This is a genomic window from Vineibacter terrae (genome assembly GCF_008039615.1).
GTDB lineage: Bacteria > Pseudomonadota > Alphaproteobacteria > Reyranellales > Reyranellaceae > Vineibacter > Vineibacter terrae.
On record NZ_VDUZ01000046.1, the window covers coordinates 39453 to 62131 of the forward strand.

22 protein-coding genes are annotated in these 22679 nt (G+C 69.5%); 17 read left to right on the top strand and 5 right to left on the bottom strand.

Going from position 1 to position 22679, the window contains the following annotated elements; all coding sequences use genetic code 11:
• Positions 1 to 130: 130 nt before the first annotated feature.
• The 3 genes from FHP25_RS31000 to FHP25_RS31010 all read right to left on the bottom strand — a co-directional run bounded on the left by FHP25_RS31000 (position 131) and on the right by FHP25_RS31010 (position 4182).
• Complete coding sequence (locus FHP25_RS31000; protein WP_147850863.1) at positions 131 to 709, bottom strand: GNAT family N-acetyltransferase; 579 nt, start codon at positions 707 to 709, stop codon at positions 131 to 133.
• A 684-nt stretch (positions 710 to 1393) separates the two neighbouring features.
• Positions 1394 to 3070: a peptide ABC transporter substrate-binding protein gene (locus tag FHP25_RS31005; protein WP_231712545.1), complete on the bottom strand. Its 1677-nt coding sequence runs from the start codon at positions 3068 to 3070 to the stop codon at positions 1394 to 1396.
• Positions 3071 to 3321: 251 nt separating this feature from the next.
• Positions 3322 to 4182 (bottom strand): orotate phosphoribosyltransferase, encoded by an 861-nt coding sequence (locus FHP25_RS31010; protein ID WP_218578732.1) that lies wholly within the window; start codon positions 4180 to 4182, stop codon positions 3322 to 3324.
• 521 nt (positions 4183 to 4703) lie between these two features.
• Between FHP25_RS31010 and FHP25_RS31015 the strand changes: the two genes are divergently transcribed.
• The 6 genes from FHP25_RS31015 (at position 4704) to FHP25_RS31040 (ending at position 9453) form a co-directional block, all read left to right on the top strand.
• The gene (locus FHP25_RS31015) at positions 4704 to 5366 is read left to right on the top strand and encodes an MtnX-like HAD-IB family phosphatase (RefSeq protein WP_147850864.1); all 663 of its coding nucleotides are present in this window, start codon (positions 4704 to 4706) and stop codon (positions 5364 to 5366) included.
• A 27-nt stretch (positions 5367 to 5393) separates the two neighbouring features.
• On the top strand, positions 5394 to 6308 hold the full coding sequence (locus FHP25_RS31020) for an arginase family protein (protein WP_218578733.1): 915 nt from the start codon (positions 5394 to 5396) through the stop codon (positions 6306 to 6308).
• Positions 6305 to 6676, top strand: a complete 372-nt coding sequence (locus FHP25_RS31025) for an EamA family transporter (RefSeq protein ID WP_147850865.1) — start codon at positions 6305 to 6307, stop codon at positions 6674 to 6676. The genes FHP25_RS31020 and FHP25_RS31025 overlap by 4 nt, the downstream gene beginning before the upstream one ends.
• Entirely contained in the window at positions 6673 to 7542 is an 870-nt protein-coding gene (locus FHP25_RS31030) for an alpha/beta hydrolase (protein WP_218578734.1), read from the top strand. The genes FHP25_RS31025 and FHP25_RS31030 overlap by 4 nt, the downstream gene beginning before the upstream one ends.
• A 5-nt stretch (positions 7543 to 7547) precedes the next feature.
• On the top strand, positions 7548 to 7949 hold the full coding sequence (locus FHP25_RS31035) for an EamA family transporter (protein ID WP_231712546.1): 402 nt from the start codon (positions 7548 to 7550) through the stop codon (positions 7947 to 7949).
• Between the two features lie 337 nt (positions 7950 to 8286).
• Entirely contained in the window at positions 8287 to 9453 is a 1167-nt protein-coding gene (locus tag FHP25_RS31040) for a GNAT family N-acetyltransferase (RefSeq protein WP_147850867.1), read from the top strand.
• Between the two features lie 120 nt (positions 9454 to 9573).
• Here FHP25_RS31040 and FHP25_RS31045 read toward each other — a convergent pair whose 3' ends face one another.
• Together FHP25_RS31045 and FHP25_RS31050 are read right to left on the bottom strand one after the other, a co-directional pair.
• Entirely contained in the window at positions 9574 to 10794 is a 1221-nt protein-coding gene (locus tag FHP25_RS31045) for an ABC transporter substrate-binding protein (RefSeq protein WP_147850868.1), read from the bottom strand.
• A gap of 230 nt (positions 10795 to 11024) precedes the next feature.
• A complete protein-coding gene (locus tag FHP25_RS31050) occupies positions 11025 to 12581 on the bottom strand; it encodes a gamma-glutamyltransferase family protein (protein ID WP_147850869.1) in 1557 nt (518 codons plus the stop codon).
• A 167-nt stretch (positions 12582 to 12748) separates the two neighbouring features.
• Here FHP25_RS31050 and FHP25_RS31055 point away from each other — a divergent pair, with 167 nt between their 5' ends.
• The 11 genes from FHP25_RS31055 to FHP25_RS31105 all read left to right on the top strand — a co-directional run bounded on the left by FHP25_RS31055 (position 12749) and on the right by FHP25_RS31105 (position 22674).
• Complete coding sequence (locus tag FHP25_RS31055; protein WP_178133913.1) at positions 12749 to 13291, top strand: RNA polymerase sigma factor; 543 nt, start codon at positions 12749 to 12751, stop codon at positions 13289 to 13291.
• 63 nt (positions 13292 to 13354) lie between these two features.
• The gene (locus tag FHP25_RS31060; protein WP_147850871.1) at positions 13355 to 13888 is read left to right on the top strand and encodes a hypothetical protein; all 534 of its coding nucleotides are present in this window, start codon (positions 13355 to 13357) and stop codon (positions 13886 to 13888) included.
• Positions 13888 to 14382 (top strand): Spy/CpxP family protein refolding chaperone, encoded by a 495-nt coding sequence (locus tag FHP25_RS31065; RefSeq protein ID WP_147850872.1) that lies wholly within the window; start codon positions 13888 to 13890, stop codon positions 14380 to 14382. Before FHP25_RS31060 ends, FHP25_RS31065 begins: the two co-directional genes overlap by 1 nt.
• A 25-nt stretch (positions 14383 to 14407) precedes the next feature.
• A complete protein-coding gene (locus FHP25_RS31070) occupies positions 14408 to 16012 on the top strand; it encodes a DUF1800 domain-containing protein (RefSeq protein ID WP_147850873.1) in 1605 nt (534 codons plus the stop codon).
• Positions 16013 to 16047: 35 nt separating this feature from the next.
• A complete protein-coding gene (locus FHP25_RS31075; protein WP_147850874.1) occupies positions 16048 to 17265 on the top strand; it encodes a DUF1501 domain-containing protein in 1218 nt (405 codons plus the stop codon).
• A 67-nt stretch (positions 17266 to 17332) separates the two neighbouring features.
• Positions 17333 to 17986: a cysteine hydrolase family protein gene (locus FHP25_RS31080; RefSeq protein WP_147850875.1), complete on the top strand. Its 654-nt coding sequence runs from the start codon at positions 17333 to 17335 to the stop codon at positions 17984 to 17986.
• A gap of 105 nt (positions 17987 to 18091) precedes the next feature.
• Complete coding sequence (locus FHP25_RS31085) at positions 18092 to 19285, top strand: ABC transporter substrate-binding protein (RefSeq protein ID WP_147850876.1); 1194 nt, start codon at positions 18092 to 18094, stop codon at positions 19283 to 19285.
• Between the two features lie 108 nt (positions 19286 to 19393).
• Positions 19394 to 20278, top strand: coding sequence for a branched-chain amino acid ABC transporter permease (locus tag FHP25_RS31090; protein ID WP_147850877.1), 885 nt, complete (start codon positions 19394 to 19396; stop codon positions 20276 to 20278).
• A complete protein-coding gene (locus tag FHP25_RS31095; protein WP_147850878.1) occupies positions 20275 to 21231 on the top strand; it encodes a branched-chain amino acid ABC transporter permease in 957 nt (318 codons plus the stop codon). The genes FHP25_RS31090 and FHP25_RS31095 overlap by 4 nt, the downstream gene beginning before the upstream one ends.
• A 1-nt stretch (position 21232) precedes the next feature.
• Complete coding sequence (locus FHP25_RS31100) at positions 21233 to 21970, top strand: ABC transporter ATP-binding protein (protein ID WP_147850879.1); 738 nt, start codon at positions 21233 to 21235, stop codon at positions 21968 to 21970.
• Entirely contained in the window at positions 21967 to 22674 is a 708-nt protein-coding gene (locus FHP25_RS31105; RefSeq protein WP_147850880.1) for an ABC transporter ATP-binding protein, read from the top strand. The genes FHP25_RS31100 and FHP25_RS31105 overlap by 4 nt, the downstream gene beginning before the upstream one ends.
• The last annotated feature ends 5 nt before the right edge of the window (positions 22675 to 22679 follow it).

Here is a 22679-nt window from a genome sequence, read left to right on the forward strand (position 1 = left end):
CGAGGGATCTCCCGCGAATTGCGCACCGTGCGCCTTGCCGCAGGAGATCCCTCGCTGGCGCTCGGGATGACAGCGAGGTCAAATGCGAGTGCCCTGCCTGCGCGGGGAGGAGGAAGGATTCCCCCGAGCATCAGTATTTCAGCCGCTTTTCCAGGGCGGCTTTCACGGCCGGCCAGTCGCTGTCGACGACGCTGAAGTAGACCGAGTCGCGGACGTGGCCGTCGGCCATGATCATGTGGCGGCGGAAGATGCCTTCCTGGACCGCGCCCAGGCGGGCGATGGCGTCGCGGCTGCGCTGGTTGCGCGCGTCGGTCTTGTACTCGACCCGGTGCCATTTGAGCACCTCGAACACGTGGCGCATCAGCAGCAGCTTGCACTCGGGGTTGACGTTGCTGGCCCACACCGCGCGGGCGTACCACGTGGTGCCGATCTCCACGCGCTTGTGCTGCGCATCGATGCTCATGTAGCGCGTGCTGCCCACGACACTGCCGTCGCGTGTCAGGCGCACGATGAAGGGCCGTTCGTGTCCTGCCTCGGCCTGGCGCAGCGCGCCGTCGAACCAGGGATCGAACGCGGCGCCCAGCGCCGAAGCCGTGAACGTCCAAAGGCGCGGATCCTGCGCCGCCGGCCGCAGCAGCTCGCGATGCGCTTCCACCAGCGGCTCGAGCGCGACATGGCGGCCGGTGAGGGTGACGGCGTCGATGGGCATGGCTTCGGCCAACCGGAGAAGCAGTGGAACGGATGCCGGGCGGATCCCGCGTGCAGCAGCAACAGGAAGTAAACCATGTCGGGGCCTGAGGCCAGCCGCAGCATCCGACGGCAGGGTTATCGGATATGGCACTATCGGCCGAACCGTCAGAAGACGAACCACAGAGACACAGCGCAGCCTTTGGCCGCAACCAAATGGCGGAGGAGTGCTTCATGGTTCGACAAGCTCACCGTGAAGCGCTTCCTCCGCCCTTTGGGTTGCGGCCAAAGGCTGCGCTGTGTCTCTGTGGTCAGCTTTCATGGCGCCATATGCGATCGCCCTGCCCCGGAGGGGGAAGGTGCCCCAAATTGACGTTTCGACGCTTTGAGTCGAAACGCCAGAGGCGGATGGGGGATGTTCGAACCGATTCACTGTTCCATGGCCATATCGAATCCGTTGCAACATCCCCCTTCCGGCGCTTCGCGCCACCTTCCCCCTCCGGGGGAAGATTAAAATCACAAGCTCCGAGCGCCCCTTCGACAGGCTCAGGAGAGGGGTCTCCTGCGCAATACGCACGGTACGCCATTGGCGGGAGATCCCTCTCCTGAGCCTGTCGAAGGGGCGCTCGGGATGACAGCTGTGTGATCGAGCCGCGATTCCGGGTCGTAGTCGGGTGCATGACGAAGGTGGCCACGCGGCGGCGTGTCATTTCTCGTTCGGGTCCGCCCAGCGCCAGTCCTCGACCCACAGGGTGGACACGTTGAGATGGCCGGTGGGGCGCACGCCCTTGAGCGCCTTGGGCAGGACGAAGACGTCGGAGCGGAAGTAGAGCGGCAGCACCGGCAGATCCTCGGTGTAGATGCGCTGCATCTCGCCGAACAGCGCCTTGCGCCTGGCGACGTCGAGCTCGACCTCCATGGCATCGAGCAGGCGATCCATCTCGGGGTTCTTGTAGCCGCCGCTGTTCTGGCCGCTCCAGTTGTTGGCCTGGCTGGGGATCTCCTGCGAATGCAGGGTGGTGCGCGGCACGCTTTGCGGCGCCGACACCCAGGCATACATCGCCAGGCCGCTATAGGCGCGCTTGTTGACCGTGTCGCCGAAGAAGACGCGCGGCGGCTCGACCTTGAGCCGCACGTCGATGCCGATCTGCTTCCACTGGCTCTGCAGCACCTGCTGGATCAGCTCGCGGTTGCGGTTGCCGGCCGTGGTGGCCAATTCGATCGACAGGCGCTCGCCCTTGGCGTTCTGGCGCACGCCGCCGCGGATCTCGGCGAAGCCGGCCGCGTCGAGCAGCTGGCGCGCGGCGGCGGCGTCATAGGCGTAGTGCCGGGCGCCGGGGCTGTACATCGGGTCCAGCGGGTTGACGTTGCTGTGCGCCACCGGCTGCTTGCCCTCGAACAGCCGCGCCGAGATCGCCTCGCGGTCGATGCCCAGCATCAGGGCGTGGCGGACGCGCCGGTCGGCCAGCAGCGGGTTGTCCAGGTTGATGTCGATATGCTCGTAGACCAGGCCGGGCTTGTAGACGACGTCGAAGCGGTCCTTGTGCCGCTTCTCGAAGGACAGCGCCTGATCCAGCGACAGCCCCAGCTCGCCGATGACGTAGTCGATCGACCCCGAGAGCAGGTTGGCTTCCAGGGCCGCGGTGTTCTCGATGATGCGGAACACGATGCGCCGGAAGTAGGGCGCCTTGCCGGACCAGGCCGGGTTGCGCTCGAGCTCGACCGAGGCGCCGGGCACGGTCTTGACGATGCGATAGGGGCCGAACCACAGCGCCGCGTTGGTGGTGTCGGTCTCGAACCTGGACCTGTTGCGGTACTCGGCGGGATTGGCCTCGAACACCGGGCGCTCGACATGCGCCGGCAGCAGGCGGAAATCCCCCATGGCATTGTAGTCGAACGTCACCCGGTCGGTATGGAAGGTGAAGGTGCGCTCGTCCTTGATGTCGAGCTTGAGGATGCGGCGGTAGCCCTCGGCGGCGGCGACCCCGGACTGCGGGTGCTTGCCGACCTCCAGGGTGAAGGCGACGTCGCGGGTGGAGACCGGCGTGCCGTCGCCCCATTTCAGGTCGGGCCGCAGCGTGTAGGTGACGGCGATGCCCTTCTTGCCCGGCGCGTATTCCTCGATCACGGCGCCGCCGTTCTCGATGGTCGGCAGCTCGGTGCACAGCAGGCACACGAGCTTCCAGTCCGGATCCCAGGCCGTGACCGGCCGCAAGGTCATGCCCTCGACCAGCGACTTGGCCAGCATCGAGCCGATGTTGGGATTGAACGACGACGGGTACTGCGTCATGCCGATGACGAGCTCGTCCTTGGCCGCGGCAGGGCGGACGAGAGCGACGGCGCCGGCCAGCAGCAGAACGGCAAGACGGAGGATGATGGTCACACGCGCTCCCGGGCAGGTTCATGAACCTGCATGGTAGCGCCAGAAGCCGCGGTGCCAAACCACGGAAACGTCAGGTGGCCGGGCTGTCATCCGATCGCCATTGCTGTCATCCCGAGCGTAGCGAGGGATCTCCTGCGGCAAGGCGCACCGTGCGCTATTCGCGGGAGATCCCTCGCTGCGCTCGGGATGACGGAAGGGCTATTTTGCGGGCAACGAGGAGATGAGCAGCGAGGTTATGAAAGGGGATCGCGCTACCGGCCGTTGGTGGCGATGGCCGGCGTCGGCCGGCTGGCGCTGTGGCCCGGGTTGCGTCCGCCATGCGCCGCCGACCAGCTGTCGGGGGCGTTGAGGAAGGCGCGCGTCTCGGTCAGGCCGCGCTCGTCGAAAAGCTTGTAGCGCTCGGCGGCGTCAAGCACGTCCCACCATGTTGCAAGGGCATGCAGCTTCACGCCCATCGACGCCAGCACGTCGACGCTCTGCTGGAAGATCCCGTAGTGGAAGATCACGAACGTGTCGGTGACCTTGGCATCGGCCTTGCGCAGCGCATCGATGAACATCACCTTGCTGCCGCCGTCGGTCGCCAGATCCTCGACCAGGAGCACGCGGTCGCCGGCCTTCAGCTCGCCTTCGATCTGAGCCATGCGCCCGAAGCCCTTGGGCTGCTTGCGCACATAGATCATCGGCTTCTTCGCCGTGGCGGCGATGAAGGCGGCAAAAGGGATGCCGGCCGTCTCGCCGCCGGCAACGACGTCGATCTTGGACCAGCCGATCGCATTGCCGATCACCTTGTGGGCATGCGCCATGATGCGGGCGCGGGCGTCCGGGAAGGAGATGATCTTGCGGCAGTCGATATAGACCGGGCTGGCCCGGCCCGAGGTGAAGATGAACGGGTTGTCCGGCCGGCAATGGACCGCCTTGATGTCCAGCAGCAGCCGCGCGGTGTCGCGGGCGGCAGCGGTCGTGCCCGCCTTGCCGTTGACCGCCGAACGCGGTGCCGACGGCGTTGCCGCCACGCGACGCACGGCCTTGGCCGCCGGCTTGCCCACCCGGGGCCGCGACGACGGTTTCCTGGCCGAACCTGCCTTGCTCTTTGTCTTCTGCTTCGACGCCATGACGCCTTCCCCGCCATACTCCCCCGAATAGGCGCACGCTATCTAGCGTCCGGCGCCCGCGGTAGCAAGTCGCGTCCTGCGAAGAGGATGAGGGTCCTGCCTCAAATGCAGGGTCAAATTCATATCACAATATATTGATATATAATATTTTTGTTGAAGTCGGTGTGCATTTGGATGGCGCGCGGGCCATTCCGGGCGCAAGCGAGGGATCTCCCGCATCTACCCCTCGTCCCGCGGGGGCGGGGCTACGGTATTCACACATCTTCACTGTCATCCCGAGCGCCAGCGAGGATCTCCCGCAAAAGACGCACGGTGCGCCATTCGCAGGAGATCCCTCGCTGGCGCTCGGGATGACGGTCCTATTTTTCGGGACGCAAGCTCTCTGAGACTGGATATCGGCGTGCCGTCAGAATCGTCAGGTTGGCATCACGTTGCCGTCAGGGGCGGATCACGCGTGAGGGCTACGTGAGGGCTATTCGCCGTGTGCGCCCATGCCCGGGCGCAGCAAGGAGTAGCCTCCGATGTGGACGGTCGTTAGTGATTTCGACGGCACGATCGTGCCGTTCGACGTCACGGATCGGTTGCTGGATCAGTTCGCGGATCCCGCCTGGCAGTTCGTCGAGGAAGCGTGGAAGCACGGACGGATCAGCGCCCGGCGGTGCATGACGCTCCAGGTCGCGATGATCCGTGCGACGCAGGCCGAGCTCGACGCCTTCCTCGATGCGATCGACATCGACCCGCACTTCCCCGCGTTCGCGTCCGATTGCCGCCATGCCGGCGTGCCCCTGGCGGTGGTCAGCGACGGCCTGGACTACGTCATCCACAGGGTCCTCGGGCGCCACCGCATGGACGGGCTCACGGTTTTTGCCAACCACCTGGTTGCCGGCGGCGACGGGACCTACGCCATGGCGGCGCCGCATGCGATCGACGCCTGCATGGCCGGCAGCGGCGTGTGCAAATGCGATCGGGCGGCCGCGCTGGCAGGGCGGAACGACCGCACGCTCCTGATCGGCAATGGCCGTTCCGATTTCTGCCCCGGCGAGTCGGCCGATCTCCTCTTCGCCCGCGGCGCGCTGCTGGGCAAAGCCCGTGAGCAGGGCTGGCCGGCCGTCGACGTTCCCGATTTTGCCGCGGCCCGCCTGGCGTTCGCGCGGCTGATCGGCCGGCTGGCCGAGGTGGCCTGACGCAACCGCGCCGGCGTGGAGACAGCGATGCGCGTGCGGGCCATTGACCTCGATGGCAGCCTGGCGCTGCAGCCGGCGATCGTGGCGGCGGCGCGGCGCGACGGCGGCTGGATCGACGCCGCCGACCTCGGGTCGCGGCTGCGGCTGTGGACCGATGCCGCAACGATGCGGGACTTCGGCCAGCGGCTCCATGATGCGCCGGCCGGCGGCATGCCGGGCGCGGCCGTGACGTTCCTGGGCTCGGGCGATTTCCATCACCTGACCGTGCCGCTGATGGCGGCAGCGGCGCAGCCGTTCACCCTCATCCATTTCGACAACCATCCGGACTGGGTGCGCTTCGCGCCGCGATGGCATTGCGGATCATGGGTGAACCGGGCGCTGGAGCTGCCGCATGTCGCACGCGTCGTGACCATCGGCCCGTGCAGCGAGGACCTGGCCTGGCCGCAGCTCAAGGGCGCCAACCTGGCGGCGCTGAGTGCCGGCCGGCTGGAGCTCTATCCCTGGCAGCATGCGCCGTCGCGCATCCTGGGCGCCTTCGGCGACGGCCCGGGGCACCGGGTCGCGGGCGGCCGGATCCAATGGCGCTGCGTCGGCGACGACTGGAACGCCTTCGTCGACGAGCTGGCGGCGCGGATCCCCACCGAGGCGATCTGGATCACCATCGACAAGGACGTCCTGCGGCCACAGGACGCCACCACCAACTGGGACCAGGGCGCGATGCCGCTGTCGGCGCTGACGCGGGCGGTCGAGACGCTGGCCGGCCATCGGCGCGTGCTGGGCGTCGACGTTTGCGGCGAGTACGCGCCGCCGCGGCACCGCAACCTGCGCAAGCGCTTTGAAGCCTGGACCGATCAGCCGCGGGACGCCGAGCCCCGGGAGGTCGCCGTGAACGCCCGCACCAATGACGTCCTGCTGGCGCTGCTGACGGCGGTGCCGTCATGAGCGCGCTGGCGATCTGCCTGTTCAGCGCCACGGTGGTGCTGGATGTGCTCGGGCAGCTGCTGTTCAAGACCGGCCTGCTGCGGCTGCAGGCGCCGACGGCGCAGGGATGGCGCTTCCTCGGCGCCATCGCGCTGTCGCCCGCGATCGTGGGCGGGGTCCTGGCCTACGGGCTGGAGGCGGTGCTGTGGCTGGCCGCGCTGGAGCATGCGCCGCTCAGCCTGCTCTTTCCGCTGGCCAGCCTCAGCTACTGCGGCGTCGTGGTCGCCGGCTGGCTGGTGCTGGGGGAGGCCGTCAGCCCGCGCCGGTGGCTGGGGACGGCCACGATCACGCTGGGCGTCGTCATCGTGACCTGGGGAGGCGTTTCGTGACGGGGCATGCAAGGCTCGGCGCGACCGAGGGCATCCACCTGCAGGGCGGCCCTGACGCCGTGCTGCTGATCCATGGCCTGACGGGCACGCCCAAGGAGATGCGGTTCGTGGCGCGGCGGCTCAATGCCAGCGGCTTCACCGTGTCGGTGCCGCGGCTGCGCGGCCATTGCGGCACCGAGGCGGAGCTGATCCGCACCGGATGGCCCGACTGGTATGGCGGCGTCGAGGAAGCGCTGGTGAGCCTGCATGGCGTCTCGCGCCGGGTGTTCGTGGGCGGCCTGTCGATGGGCGCGCTGCTGTCGCTGCGCCTGGCCCACGAATGCCGCGACCTCGTTTGCGGCATCGCGCTCTACTCGCCGACGCTGTTCTACGACGGCTGGAGCATCCCGCGGCTGCACTTCCTGCTGCCCCTCGTCCTCAAGACGCCGTTCGGGCGCCGCTACCGGTTCGTGGAGTCGTTTCCGTTCGGCATCAAGGATGCGCGCCTGCGCGACATCGTGGTGGCGCGCATGGCGAGCGGCGATGCCGACGCCGCCGGCTTCGCGGCGACGCCGGGCCCCAGCCTGGCCGAGCTGCGCCGCCTGATCAGCCACGTCAAGCGCGACCTGCCGCGCATCACGACACCGGCGCTGATCATGCAGGCGCGGGACGATGACATGACGTCGCCGCGCAATGCGGCCTATCTCGCCAGGCGCCTGGCGGGCCCGGTGCGGCAGGTGCTGCTCGACGACTGCTATCACATGATCACGATCGACAAGCAGCGCGAGGAGGTGGCGCGGCAGACGGCCAGCTTCTTCAGCGCGTTGCCGTTGCCCGCAGCCGCGGCATCGCCGATCGCGGGCATGGCGCTGGGGAGCACGGCGTGAGCGACATGCCCGTCGCGCGCGCCGGCATCAACCCGTGGCTGGGCTGGGGGTTGCTGGTCGCGGCCGAGACCGCCTCGCAGCTGCTCCTCAAGATCGGCAGCGATCATCTCGCGGGCGCCGACGGCATCGGCGCGTGGGCGCTGGCGGTATTGTCATCGCCGGCGGCGCTGGCCGGGTTCGTCTGCTACTTCCTGTCGTTCCTGGCCTGGATCACCTTGCTGCGCGACAGCGACCTCAGCCGGGCGTACCCGATGACGGCCATGATGTACGTGACGGTGCCGCTGTCGTCGATCGTCCTGCTGGGAGAAAGCATCGATCTCACGCGCTGGCTGGGCGTGGCGGTGATCTGCACCGGCGTCGTGCTGGTCGCCGGCGACGAGGACGACGACGCAGGGCGCGCGCCATGACCAGGCAGGGCTATCGCATATGGCATTGTCGGCCGAACCGTCAGAAGACAAACCACGGAGGCACAGAGACACAGCGCAGCCTTGGCCGCAAACCCAAAGGACGGAGGAAGCGCTTCATGGTGAGCACAGGTGAATGCGAAGCATTCACCTGTGCTCACCATGAAGGCTACTCAAATCACCGCAGCTTGCGAAGACTCTTGAGGTCAGTAGTACAGAGATCACACAAAGGAAGACGCCATCGCGCGCCGAAGGCGCGCAACCCTTCGTTCTCTGTGTCGCCTCTGTGCCTCTGTGTCTCTGTGGTTTGCCTTCATGGCGCCATATGCGGTTGCCCGACATGACCAGGGTCGACTTCGCCACCTCGGTCGCGGCGATCGGGGCCGCGACGTGGCGCGCCTGCCTGCCCGACGAGATCGAGGGCTACGCCTATCATCGCGCGGTGGAGGCGGCCGGGCTGGAGGGCTTCGAGCTGCTCTGGGCCGTGGTCCGCGACGGCGAACGCGTGCTCGGCTTCGCGCCCGCGTTCGTGACGTCGTACCGCCTCGATGCCACGCTGCAGGGGCCGTGGAAGCGCATCACCCAGGCCGTGGCGCGGATCATGCCGTCGCTGCTGCGCCTGCGCATGACCTGCCTGGGATCGCCCGCGGCCGAGACCTGCGCCGTCGGCCTGGCGCCGCAGCTCGATGCCGCCGGCCGGCGCCAGGTGCTGAGCCTGCTGCTGCAGGCGCTGCGGCAATTGTCGCGCGACCGCCGCGCCGGCCTGATCGCCATCAAGGACCTGCCCGAGATCAGCACCGAGCTGTCGGAAGCGGCCGGCCGGGCCGGATTCCAGCGGCTGCCGGGCCTGCCGATGGCCAGCCTGGAGCTGGCCTATCCCAGCTTCGAGGCCTATCTCGCGTCGCTCAGCCCGGCCACGCGCAAGGACATGCGGCGCAAGCTGAAGGCCGCCGGCGCCATCGTCGTGGAGCGCCGCACGTCGGTCGACGACGTGCTGCCGCGCATGGTCGAGCTCTATGCCGCCACGCGGGCCCGCAGCGACCTGCAGTTCGAGACCCTGCCGCCGGCCTATTTCACGGGCGTGCTGTCGGGAGCGGGCGAGGGGGCGAGCTGCTTCCTCTACTGGCACGGCCCGGAGCTGCTGGCCTTCAATCTGGTGCTGCACGACGAGAAGCGGCTGGTCGACAAGTTCTTCTGCATGAACGCCGAGCAGGGACGGCGCTTCAACCTGTACTTCCTGAGCTGGATGACCAATGTGCGCTTCTGCCTGGAGCACGGCATCAAGCTGTTCGTGAGCGGCCAGGCGGCCTACGGGCCGAAGCTGCGGCTGGGCAGCAAGCTGAACCCGAACTGGCTGTTCTTCCGCCACCGCAACCGGCTCGTCCACGCGGCGCTGCGCGTCGCCGCCGCGTTCCTGCGCGCCGATCGCCACGACCCGGTCCTGTCGACGCTCGCCAGGGACCGCGATGCCGGGCCAGGCGAGTGGCGCAGGCTGCAGCACCAGTAGCGCCTTACCGTCATCCCGAGCGCAGCAAGGGATCTCCTGCGGCAGGACGCACGGTGCGCCATTCGCGGGAGATCCCTCGCTGCGCTCGGGATGACAGTGTCCGGGATGACGTCCACGCCGCTACGGCGGCAGCACGTATTTCTGCTTGATCACGGGCACGCGGCCGCTGCCGTCGTAGCAGACGATCAGGGCCTCGTGCGCCATGTTGCCCTTGCCGTCGGAAAAGTACTCCGTCGCCAAGCCGCGCCAGCGGGCCTGCGCCAGCGCGGCGCGCACCGTCTCGCCGGTCACGGCATCGGCGCCCTTGGCCTTGACGATATCCTCGACCAGCAGCCCCAGCATGCGCACGGCGTCGTACTGGGCGGCGGCGAAGGCATCGGGATCGGCGCCGTAGTCGCGGCGATAGTCGGCGACGAAGCGTTGCATGTCGGCGCTGTCGGTCGCCGCCGCCGGCATCGCCGCCGTCTCGGCGCAGACGCCCTTCAGCTCGGCCGGCTCCAGCAGGGCCGCCGTGGCGGGTTGCGCCATCGCCGAGCCGGCCACGATGGGCAGCGACGGCGCTGATGTGCGCGCCTGGCGGATCGCCAGCGCCGTCGACTGCGAATGCAGGTGCAGCACCAGCACGTCGGCCTGGGCGGCCTGGGCGCGCGCGATCATGGGCGCGAAATCGTTCACCGTCGTGGCCACGCCTTCCTCGAGCACCGGCTTGAGGCCGAGCTCGGTGAGCGTGCGCGCCAGCTGCTCGCGGCCCGACTGGCCGTAGGCGGTGGTCTGGTAGATCACCGCTGGCCGGCGGGCGCCGGTCTTGTCGGCGACGTACCGGGCATGCGCCACCTTCACCGCGCTGTCGCTGGGGAAGAAGCGGAAGAACCAGGGGCTGCCCATCTCGGACAGGCGCGCGGTGCCCGACACGGCCAGCACCGGCACCTTGGCCTCCGCCGCCAGCGGCAGCAGCGCCAGCATCTGGGTGCCCAGGATCGGGCCGATCGCGGCGATCGGCGGGCGCACGCCATCGCGGGTCGAGGAGTCGCGGAAGGCGCGCTGCCAGGTGGTCGCCGCGCCCTCCGGGCTGGTGCCGGTGTCGATGAGGTCGACCACGAAGCGCACGCCGACATCGCGCACCGCCAGCAGGGCGCCGTCGCGCTGGCTCTTGCCCTCCAGCGCCGCGAAGCCGGTCAGCGGCACCAGCAGCGGCAGCCGGAACGCCGGCTGCGATTGCGCGCGCACGATCGCCGGCAGGGCGAGGCCGGCGCCGAGCGCGGCGGCGCCGAGCCCGGCAAGGCGGCGGCGGGATATGCCATCAACCCTCGCCCCGCGCAGCGGGGAGAGGGAGGGGCCCATTGCGCGCAGCGCAATGGGAGGGTGAGGGGTACGAGTGGTCAAACCGCAGCACCGCCTGATGAATCTGTTCGGAAGGCCGATGGAAAGCTGGATCACCATACAGCAAGCGCTGCAGCGCGATCGAGTCTGCGGCCATGAGAACGGTATTCGGCCGTTCTTACCCCTCACCCTCCCATTGCGCTGCGCGCAATGGGCCCCTCCCTCTCCCCGCTCTCGCGGGGCGAGGGGTGTCACACCGCGGCGCCGCCGGCCCAGGGGGACATGATCTCGTTCATGCCGGTGACGGTGCCGGTGGCCGGGTCGCGGCGGATGCAGCTCGGGTTGGCGAAGTTCAGGGGATAGACGACGTTCGGCACCTCCTCGATCGGGTGCCGGGCGGCGATCGCGCGCCTGATGTCGGCGGGCAGGTCCCAGCTCACGCGGATCGGGCCGGTGCCCGACACGTCGATGCGCGGCAGGTGGAAGGCGGTCTCGAGGTCAAGCCCGCGGTCAACCTGCATCATGGTGAGCTGCGTGATGGCCGGCACGATGCGCCGTCCGCCGGACGCGCCGATGGCGAACCAGCCTTCGCCGCCGCGCGACACCACCGTTGCGCAGATGTTGCACAACGGCCGCTTGCCTGGCGCCAGCGAGTTGGGGCGGCCGGGCTCCGGATCGAACCACATGATGCCGTTGTTCATCAGGATGCCGGTCTGCGGCAGCATCACGCGCGAGCCGAACAGCGACAGCAGCGTCTGGGTCAGCGCCACCATGTTGCCTTCGGCGTCGACGGCATTGAAGTGCGTCGTGCAGGAGGGCGTGTGGGCATCGCCCATGGTGCGCAGACGCTCCTCGTAGGCGACGTGCAGGGCCTCGGCGACGGCGACGAAGGCGTCGGCATCGGGTGGCCCGTTGCCGACGGTGCGCTCGCCGATCAGGCCGAAGGCGCGCTTCATCGTCGGGCCCGCGGTCAGGTAGGGCACGGTGTGGATCACGGCGCCGTTGCGCTCGAACGACACCGGGTCGACGACACGGGCATGGTAGCCGGCAAGGTCGTCGCGGCCGATGGGCGAGCCGCCGGCGTTGAGGTCGGCGATGATCCTGCGCGCGATCTCGCCTTCATAGTAGTCGCGCGGGCCGGCGTCGCTGAGCCGCTTCAGCGTCCGGGCGAGCTGCCCCAGCCGGATGCGCGGCGGCGCGCCGTCCCAGCCGACGACCGGCGGGAAGCCGTTGGGCAGGTAGGTGGCGCGCGAGGTCTCGAACTCGGCCAGCTGGGCGGCGCCCGAGGCGATCATCAGGGTGGCGTACCAGTCGCACAGCATGCCGCGCTCGGCGAGATCGATGGCCGGCGCCATCACCTGCGGCCAGGACCAGGTGCCGAAGCGCTGCAGGGCGGTGGCCATGCCGTCGACCTGGCCGGGCACGGCGACGGAGTGATAGCCCTTGATGTTGCGGTCCTCGACCACCGGCGGCCAGCCGAACAGGTCACCGGCCGCCTGGCCGCCGGTCAAGGCGTAGGTCTTCAGGTCGAGCCCGCGCGCAGCGATGGGGCCGTAGTCGACGACATAGGCACGCCGCTCCTTGGCGACCCACACCACCATGTAGCCGATGCCGCCGATGCCGCTCATCCACGGCTCGACGCAGCCGATCGCCATGGCCGTGGTCACGGCGGCGTCGATGGCGTTGCCGCCCTGCGCCAGGGTGCGGGCGCCGACCTCGGCGGCCAGCGTGTTCTGGGCCACGACCGCGCCGCGCCCGTGGACCGCCTTCTTGGTGACCTGCTGGCGGCGACTGAAATTCTCGCTCATCGGGAATGGCTTCCTGTGGATCGTGTTTTGACGCTCAGCGGACGGCTGCTGCCGAGCATATCACCCTGCCACAGAAAAGCCGTGTAAGATCATGATGTTGCGGCATAGGGGGGATGTTCCGGCGACATCCTCCGTACCATTGACCGTTGGGGGCGGTTCGAGGCCCGGTGGCGTCTTTCGACGACATAGACCTGCGTGCGCTCGTGGCGGGCGGGAAACGCGACTGGGATCGGTTCGTGGCCGCCGCCGCGCCGGTGATCCATGCCGTGGCGCGGCGGGTCGTGGCCGCCCATGGCGTGCCGGTGGAGGAGGCGGTCGACGTCGCCCAGGACGTCTTCGTGCGCCTGTGCGCCGATGACCGCCGCCTGCTCAAGACCTACGATCCGGCGCGCGCCTCGCTGGGCACCTGGCTGGCGGTGGTGGCGCGGTCCTGCGCCGTCGACCACCTGCGGCGCCGGCGCCAGGCTCATGCCTCGCTCGACGAGGTGCCGGAAAGCGCCATCGCGTTCGAGGACCGGCATGTCGAGCGCCTCAACATCCCGCCCGGGCTGCTGACGGAGCGCCAGGCGCTGGTGCTGCGGCTGCTCTACGACCGCGACATGGACGTGGCCGAGGCGGCGGCGTTCCTCAAGGTCGATGCCCAGACGGTGCGCAGCACGCATCACAAGGCCATGCTGCGGCTGCGCGACCATTTTCGCATCGAAGCATAATGTTGACGCAATCGGGCGGGGATGCGGCATGGTCCGGCGACGTATGAGGGTCAGGAGGGGATCATGAGCGACAGGGATCCCGTAGGGACAGACGCAGACCGGGCGCTGTGGGCGCGGCTGAAGGCCGGCGCCCCGGCGACCCGTGCTGCGCGCCTGCCGCCGGTGTTCGACGAGGAGCTGGCGGCGTGGCTGGACGGTCGGCTGGCGCCCGACGCCGCTGCCCGGGTCGAGGCGCGGCTGGCGGCCGACCCCGCCATGCTGGACCTGGCGCTGGATGCCGCGGCCGCGGTGCAGGAAGCGGCGGTGCCGGCGCCGGACCGCCTCGTGGCGCGGGCGCAGGCCCTGGTGGGCTTCGACGTCGAGCAGCAGAAGGCGCGGCCGCCGGCCGGCCCGCTCGCGTGGCTGGCGCGCTGGCGCCGCTCGCTCGAGATCGCGGTGGTGGCCGGCGCGTTCGCCGTGGTCTGCGTCACCGGCTTCTCGCTGGGCGGCGGCGTGCAGGAGGCCTTCGCCAGCGATACCGCCGAGGTCGCCGATTTCATTCCGGCGCCGCTGACCGCAAGCGAGATCGGCTTCTTCGTCGACCAGGGAGGCCAGTGATGATCCGCCGGAACCTGGCCTGGATCCTGCTCGGCCTGTCCCTGGTCCTCAACATCTTCTTCGTCGGCGGCTTCGTGTATGCCAAGCATTTCGGCTCGCCCTGGGCGCACGGCCATGCGCCGTGGCAGCAGCGGGTCGATGCCAGATGGGCCGACGAGCTGCGGCTGGATCCCGACCAGCAGCGCACCTTCCGCCAGGCCTTCCGCGAGATGCGCCAGCGCAACGCGCCGCGGGTGCGCGAGCTGGCGCAGCTGCGCGAGCAGCTGACCGCCGAGATGGGCAAGGACAAGCTCGACTTCGCGGCCATCGACCCGTTGCTGGAACGCGTCTCGGCCTTGCGGCTGGATATCCAGAAGGAAGGCCTGCACGCCGCCGAGCAGGTGGCCGCCACGCTGCGCCCGGAGCAGCGCGCGAAGTTCCGTGACGTGATGATCGCGCGGACATTCCCGGGGCGGCCGGGCAAGCGCCGCCCGCCTGACGAGCGTCCGCAATAGTCCTTCTTCTGCCTGGAGGCAGCTCATGGGCTTGGACCGCGGTTGCGACCGGATGCTTGAGCGGCGCGCGCTGCTGGGCGGCGCGGCGCGGACCCTGGCCCTGGCCGGCGTCGGTGTGCTGGCGCCGTCGGTGCTGCGGCCGGCGGCGGCCGCCGCCATGGGCGCCGATGAAGCGCGCCACCTGCTATCGCGCACCGGCTTCGGGCCGACGCCGTCGGATATCGCCGCGCTGCAGGGCGTGGACTACACGGCGGCGGTCGAGCGGGTGCTGGGCAAGTGGCGCCCCGAGCCGCTGACGCCGCCGCCGGGCTGGATCAACCTGACGCCGCCGCAGCAGCGCGAGCAGGCCGAGCGCTTCCGCGAGCAGCGCGACGAGAAGCGCAGGGTGCCGCCCGGCCCGGACAAGCCGCCGCCGCTGGCCAACGCCAATCCGATCCAGGAGCGGGCGCGCGAGCTACGCAACTGGTGGATCGAGGAGATGCTGGTCACCGACCAGCCGTTCGTCGAGCGCATGACGCTGTTCTGGCACAACCATTTCACGTCGAGCCTGCAGAAGGTGCGCTTCGCGCCCGCCATCTACCGCCAGAACCTGCTGTTGCGCCGGCACGCGCTGGGCAACTTCGCGACCCTGCTGCACGCCGTCGCCAAGGACCCGGCGATGCTGCTGTACCTCGACGGCGCCCAGAGCAAGGCCGGCCAGCCCAACGAGAATTTCGCCCGCGAGCTGCTGGAGCTGTTCACCCTGGGCGAGGGGCACTACACCGAGGCCGACATCAAGGCGGCGGCGCGCGCCTTCACCGGCTGGGGCATCGATCGCAACACCGGCGGCTTCCGCGCCTATCCGGCGCTGCACGACAAGGGCGAGAAGACCTTCTTCGGCCGCAGCGGCGCCTTCGGCGGCGACGACATCCTGTCGATGATCCTCGACAAGCCGGGCGTCTCGGAGTGGATCGTGGGCAAGCTGTGGCGCGAGCTCGTGTCGCTGACGCCCGACCCGGCCGAGGTGAAGCGGCTGGCGGCGATCTTCCGCGAGGCGCGCTACGAGATGAAGCCGCTGCTGCGCGCGATGCTGCTGTCGCCGGCCTTCCGCGACCCGGCCAATCGCGGCGCCCTCATCAAGTCGCCGGTCGAGCTGGTGGTCGGCACCATCCGCCTGCTGGGCCTGCCGGTGCCGGAGAAGACGCGCCTGGTGCGCGCCCTGCAGGCGATCGGCCAGGTGCCGTTCGATCCGCCCAACGTCAAGGGCTGGCCGGGCGGCGAGGCGTGGATCACCACCAACACCCTGCTGATGCGCCAGCAGATCCTGCGCCGCTTCGTGGAGGCCACGACCGTGGCGCCGATGGGCGGCACGATGCCGATGGCGCCGCCCAGGCCGGGGCGCCGCGCCGACCGCCGCGAGGCGATGGGCGACGAGGTCATGATGGCGCCGGAGCGCACGCCGGTCGAAGGGCGCAGCCTGCGTTCGGCCGGCAATGCCGCCCGGCTGGGGCCGGCGCTGGCCGGCCTCGACGCCGCGACCCTGCAGCAGGCGCTGCTGCCGGTGCCGCCGCAGATGCCGCTGGCGGCCGGCCTGCCGGCCGGCGAGGTGGTGGCGACGCTGATGCTCGATCCCGGCTATCAGCTGAAATAGGGCTGACCCCGAAGACGAAGACGTCGAGGTGTCCCATGTTGCGACGCGATTTCCTGCAGGTCTCGGCCGGGCTGAGCGTCGCCCTGGCGACGCCAGGCGCCCTGGCGCAGAGCGGCACGCCGGCGGCGAAAGCGGCGCAGAGCGCCGCCGAATCGGCCGCTGCCGGCGGCCCGGCGCGGTGGGACCGCATCCTGGTGGTGGTCGAGCTCAAGGGCGCCAATGACGGGCTCAACACCGTGATCCCGTTCGCCGACCCGCACTATGCGCCGCTGCGCGGGCCGCTGGCGATCGCGCCCGAGCGCATCGTGCAGCTCACGCCGCGCGTCGGCCTGCATCCGGCGCTGAAGGGCCTGGTCGAGTCCTGGCAGGGGCGCGACCTCGCGATCGTGCAGGGCATCGGCTATCCCTATCCCAACCGCTCGCATTTCCGCTCGATCGAGATCTGGGACACGGCGTCGGCCAGCAGCCAGACGCTGACCGAGGGCTGGCTCGCGCAGGCCTTCGAGGGCGTGAAGCGGCCGGCCGGGCGCGCCATCGACGCCGTGGTCGTCGACACCAACGCGCTGCCGGCCACCGGCGGGGACCTGCATACGATCGTGATGCAGGACGCCGAGAGCTTCATCCAGCAGGCGCGCGCGCTGCGCGACGGCAACGCGCCGCCGCCCGCCAATCCGGCGCTGGCCCATGTCATGAAGGTGCGCGGCGAGATCCATGCCGCGTCGCTGGGCCTGGCGGAGCGCATGCGCGGCGCGCCGGCGCCGGCGCACGCCTTCGCCACCGATCCGTTCAGCCATCAGCTGGCGCTGGCCACCCGCATCCTGCTTGCCAAGGTGCCGGTGGTCGCGATCAAGGTGGCGCTGGGCGGCTTCGACACGCATGCCCGCCAGCTCGAGATCCATGACCGCCTGCTGGCCCAGCTCGGCGACGGGCTGGCGATGTTCCGCCGCAACCTGATCGCCGCGGGGCTGTGGCAGGACGTGCTGGTGATGACCTATTCCGAGTTCGGCCGGCGCGTGAAGCCCAACGCCAGCGGCGGCACCGACCACGGCGCGGCGGCGCCGCACTTCATGATGGGCGGCGCCGTGAAGGGCGGCCTGCACGGCGCCTACCCGTCGCTGGCCGACCTGCAGGACGGCGACCTCAAGCACACGGTCGATTTCCGCGACGTCTACGCCACGGTGGCGCGGCGCTGGTGGGGCCTCGAGGAGACCTTCGGCCGGCGCAACCCGACGATGGTCGACTTCCTGGCCTAGGACACCCCGCCGTTGACGCTGGCGGCGGACGCGGCGAATACTGGCGGCCGCACGGGGAGGGTGTGCCATGCCAGAGGGCGGCGGGCAGGCGACGGTCGCGGATCGCGGGCGCGATCCGGCGCTGCTCATCGTCGACATGCAGAACGACTTCGTGCGCGTGGGCGCGCCGCTGGAGGTGCCGGCAGCGCGCGACACGATCGCCGCGCACCGCAAGCTGATCGCCGCGTTCCGCGCCGCCGGCCGGCCGGTGCTCTACACCCGGTTCATCTCGCAGCCTTTCGAGACGCTGCTGTGGCACTGGTCGCCGCAGTGCCGGCCGCCGGTGAGGTGCTGCTGGCAGGGCCATAGGCGGTCCTACGGCGACTGCGAGGGGCCGCGCGATTGCGCCGCCGTCATCGACGAGCTGCAACCCGAGGCGTCCGACGCCGTGGTCGACAAGCATGGCTACGGTGCCTTCCACGGCACCGAGCTGGCCGCGCGGCTGGCGGCGCTGGGCGTCGTCTCGCTCTTCGTCATCGGCACCGTGACCCAGATCTGCGTCGAGGAGACTGCGCGCGAGGCCTTCCATCACGGCTTTCCGACCACGCTGGTGGCGGATGCCGTGTCGTCGTTCGACGCCGCGCTGCACGCCGCCACGCTGCGCAACTTCGCCATGAAGTTCGGCTGGGTCGAGGACAGCGATGCCGTGGTGCGGCGGCTGAGGGAAAAGACCACGCCTTGACTTGCCGGCGGATGCTCGGCCATGCTTCTGCGATAAGAAACAAGATTCCACGATGTGGAAGTGCGGACGGAGCGACATGAGCCGTCCCCAGGGGAGGACAAAGCGATGCATCGCCGCTTGCTGCTGATGGCTGCTTCGTCAATCGCCGTTGCCCTGTCGTCGGGGGCGCTGGCGCAGGGCACGATCAAGGTCGGGTTCCCGATGATCCTGTCCGGGCCCGGCGCGCTGTTCGGCGAGCCGGCGCTGAAGGGCGCCCAGATGTATGTCGAGGAGATCAACGCCAAGGGCGGCGTGCTGGGCCGCAAGATCCAGCTGATCCCGCGCGACACCAAGGGCAACGCCGACGAGGCCGTGCGCGTGGCGCGCGATCTCATCCTGCGCGACGACGTGCAGTTCATCGTCGGCACGCTGACCTCGGCGGAAGGCCCGGCGGTGTCCACGATCGCCAGGGAGAACAAGGTCGTCTTCATCGCCCCGATCCCCAAGACAGACCAGCTGACGGCGCCGGCCAACCTGCATCCCTATGTCTTCCGCTCGGCGTCGAACACCACGATCGAGGGCCGCACGGCGGCCGAGATCGTGGCGAAATGGCCGGTGACGCGCATCGCCACGATCGCCCCGGACTACGCCTACGGCCAGGACGTCACCAAGGCCTTCGTCGAGCACCTCAAGAAGATCAAGCCCGGCGTCGAGATCGTCGACCAGCAATGGCCCAAGCTGGGCGAGGCCGACTACACGCCGTTCATCAACGCCCAGCTCGGCAAGAAGCCCGAGGCGGTCTACTCCTCGCTGTGGGGCGGCCATTTCGTGACCTTCGCCAAGCAGGCCAAGCCGCTGGGCTACTTCCAGGCGCTCAACAACAACTTCATCGGCGTCGGCGAGGCCGGGTCGATCGAGTCGACGCGGTCGATGGGCGCCGACTATCCGGTCGGCATCTGGGCCAACACCTACGACATCTTCGACTGGCCCGACGGGCCGCCGGCGCACAAGGACTACATCGCGCGCCTGAAGAAGTTCACGAAGGAAGAGACGCCGTCGTCCTGGCCGGTCACCGGTTACATCGGCATGCAGTTCCTGGTCGAGGCGATCGCCAAGGCCGGCAGCGTCGAGTCCGACAAGGTCTCGGCGGCGCTGAAGGGCCTGGCCATCGACTCGCCGATCGGCAAGCTCACCATGCGCGCCAAGGACCAGCAGGCCAACCACGGCCAGTTCTGGGGCCGCACCAGGATGGATCCCAAATACCCGTTCGCGGTGCTCGAGAACGTGACGCGCATCGACCCGGCGCCGTTCATGGACTGACGCCGCCGGCGGTCCGTGCCGCGTGTCGCCCAAGCGCGCTGACGAGCCTCGCAGCGCGCGCCGGCAGCCATGAGCGCATCCCGCTACAATGTGCCCTGAGGGGAGCCCATGCCGGAGCCAGCTTTCCTGTTCGGCCAGTTCCTGGGTGGGCTCACGGCCGGGATGTTCCTGTTCACGATCGCGGCCGGGCTGTCGCTGATCTTCGGCGTGCTGCGGGTGCTGAACTTCGCGCACGGCTCGTTCTACATGTTCGGCGCCTATCTCGGCTGGCAGGTCATGAGCTGGGTGGGGCCGGGGACGGAGTATTTCTGGCTCGCGGCGCTGGCCGCGGCGGCCTGCGTGGCGCTGCTGGGGATCGCCATCGAGCATTGCCTGCTGCGCCATCTCTACCGGCGTGAGGAGCTCTATCAGCTGCTCTTCACCTACGCCCTGGTGCTGATCCTGGCCGACTGCGCCAAGATCATCTGGGGCACCGGGCAGCTGTCGGTGTCGCGGCCGCCCAGCCTGTCGGGGGCCGTGCAGATCTTCGGCACCACCGTGCCGCACTACAATCTCTTCATCATGCTGCTGGGGCCGGCGATCGCGCTGGGGCTGTGGCTGCTGATGCATCGCAGCCGGGTCGGGCGGCTGGTGCGGGCGGCGGTGATGGACCGCGAGATGCTGGGGGCGCTGGGCGCCAATGTCGGCTCGCTCTACACCATCATGTTCGGCATCGGCGCCTTCCTGGCCGGACTCGGCGGCGCGCTGGTGACGCCGGTCAAGAGCATCGTGCCGGGCATGGACGTGGAGGTGATCGTCGAGGTCTTCATCGTCGTCGTGATCGGCGGCCTGGGCTCGCTGTGGGGCACGTTCCTGGGCGCCCTGGTGTTCGGCCAGGTGCTGGCCTTCGGCATCCTGATCATGCCGCGCTTCTCGATCTTCGCCGTCTTCGCCCTGATGGCGATCATCCTGATCGTGCGTCCCTGGGGCCTGCTCGGAAAGCCGCTGCGATGAGCCGGCGCATTCCCTGGGTGCTGGTGGTGGCGCTGGTCGCGATGTGGGTGCCGTGGCTGGGCTCGCGCTTCTACACCTTCCTGGCCACCGACATCGCGATCCTAGCGCTGTTCGCGCTCAGCCTCAACCTGCTGCTGGGCTACACCGGGCTGGTATCGTTCGGACACGCCGCCTATTTCGGGATCGGCGCCTACACCTCGGCCATCCTGATGAAGACCCACGGCGTGCCGTTCGCGCTCAGCTTCCCGGCGGCCGGCGTCGTGGCGGCGCTGTTCGCGCTGGTGTTCGGCTTCTTCTGCGTGCGCCTCACCAAGATCTACTTCGCCATGCTGACGCTGGCCTTCGCCCAGATCGTGTGGGCGATCTGCTTCAAGTGGAACGACGTCACCGGCGGCGAGCAGGGCCTGCCCAACGTGCCGTACCCCGAGCTGGGATGGATGGCCGCGATCCCCGGCCTGGGGCAGATGCGCGCCGGCGACCATTTCTACCTGCTGGTGCTGGCGCTCGTGGCTGTGGCCGTGGCGGCGCTGCGCCGCATCGTCGCCTCGCCCTATGGCCGCATGCTGACGGTGATCCGCGAGAACCCGGAGCGGGCCGAGTTCATCGGCATCAACGTGCGGCTCTACCAGCTGTCGGCCTTCACCGCGGCCGGCTTCTTCGCCGGCCTCGCCGGGGCGCTGTTCGGCATCTTCAACCGCGGCGTCTTTCCCGACTTCGCCTACTGGACCAAATCGGCCGAGGTCCTGATCATGACCATCCTGGGCGGCATGGGCCATTTCTGGGGGCCGGCGGTGGGCGCCATGGTGCTGACGCTGCTGAACCAGCAGATCACGTCCTACACGGAGTACTGGCCGCTGATCCTGGGCACGATCCTGATCGTGCTGCTGTTCGGCTTCCGCGGCGGCATCGTCGGCGCGCTGGCCGGGCTGGGCCGCCGGCTGCGGAGGCGCTGACATGCTCCAGGTGCAGGACCTGCACAAGCGCTTCGGCGGCTTCGCGGCCATCTCGGGCGTGAGCTTCGACCTCGAGAAGGGCGTCGTGATGGCTATCATCGGCCCCAACGGCGCCGGCAAGTCGACGCTGTTCAACCTGATCACGGGCCATCTCGAGCCCAGCGCCGGCCGCGTGCTGCTGGGCGGGCGCGACATCACCGGCGCTGCCCCGCACGCGATCTGCCGCCTGGGCGTCGGCCGCTCCTTCCAGCGCACCAACATCTTCCCGCATCTGTCGGTGTTCGAGTGCGTGCAGGCGGCGCTGCTGGCGCATCGCGGCCAGGGGCGCAATTTCTGGCTGCGCTCAGAGGGCCTCTACCGCGCCGAGACGATGGCGCTGCTGGCCTCGCTGGGGCTGCAGGACAAGGCCGAGAGCCTGGCGGGCGAGCTCTCGCACGGCAACCAGAAGCAGATCGAGCTCGGCATCGCGCTGGCCAGCGACCCTGACATCCTGCTGCTGGACGAGCCCACCGCCGGCATGTCGGCGGTGGAGACGCACGAGACCATCGCCCTGATCGCGCGCATCGCGCGCGAGCGCGGGCTGACCCTGCTGTTCACCGAGCATGACATGGCGGTGGTCTTCTCCATCGCTCAGCGCATCGGCGTGCTGCACCAGGGCAGGCTGATCGCCGAGGGCGACCCGCAGGCGGTGCGCGCCGATCCGGAGGTGCGCCGGGTCTACCTGGGAGAACGCTCATGAGCGCGCTCCTGGAGCTGCAGGACGTCCATACCGCCTACGGCCTGTCGCGGGTGCTGTTCGGCATCTCGCTGCAGATCGGCGCCGGCGAGTGCGTCTGCCTGCTGGGCCGCAACGGCGTGGGCAAGACCACCACCATGCGCTCGATCATGGGCCTGACGCGCCCCAGCGCCGGCCGGGTGCTGTGGAAGGGCCGGGACATCGCCGGCTGGATGCCGCACCGCATCGCGCGCGCCGGCATCGGCTTCGTGCCCGAGGACCGCCGCGTCTTCGCAGAGCTCACGGTGTGGGAGAACCTCGATGTGGCCGAGCGGGCGGCGCAGCGCCGCGGCCCGTGGACCGTGGCGCGCGTCTACGAGACCTTCCCGGCGCTGCGCGACCTGGCCGGCCGGCAGGCCGGGTTCCTGTCGGGCGGCGAGCAGCAGATGCTGACCATCGGCCGCACCCTGATGTGCAATCCCGAGCTGCTGCTGCTGGACGAGCCGTCCGAAGGGCTGGCGCCGCTGGTCGTCGACCGGCTGCTGGAGCAGGTCGGCGCGCTCAAGGACCAGGGGCTCACCATCCTGCTGGCGGAGCAGGGCGTGGATTTCTCCTTGCGCCTGGCCGACCGGGCCTATGTGCTGGAGAAGGGAACGGTGCGCCACAGCGGCCCGGCCGCCGAGCTGCGCGACGACGCGGCGCTGCGCCACCGCCTGCTGGCGCTGTGAGCTGA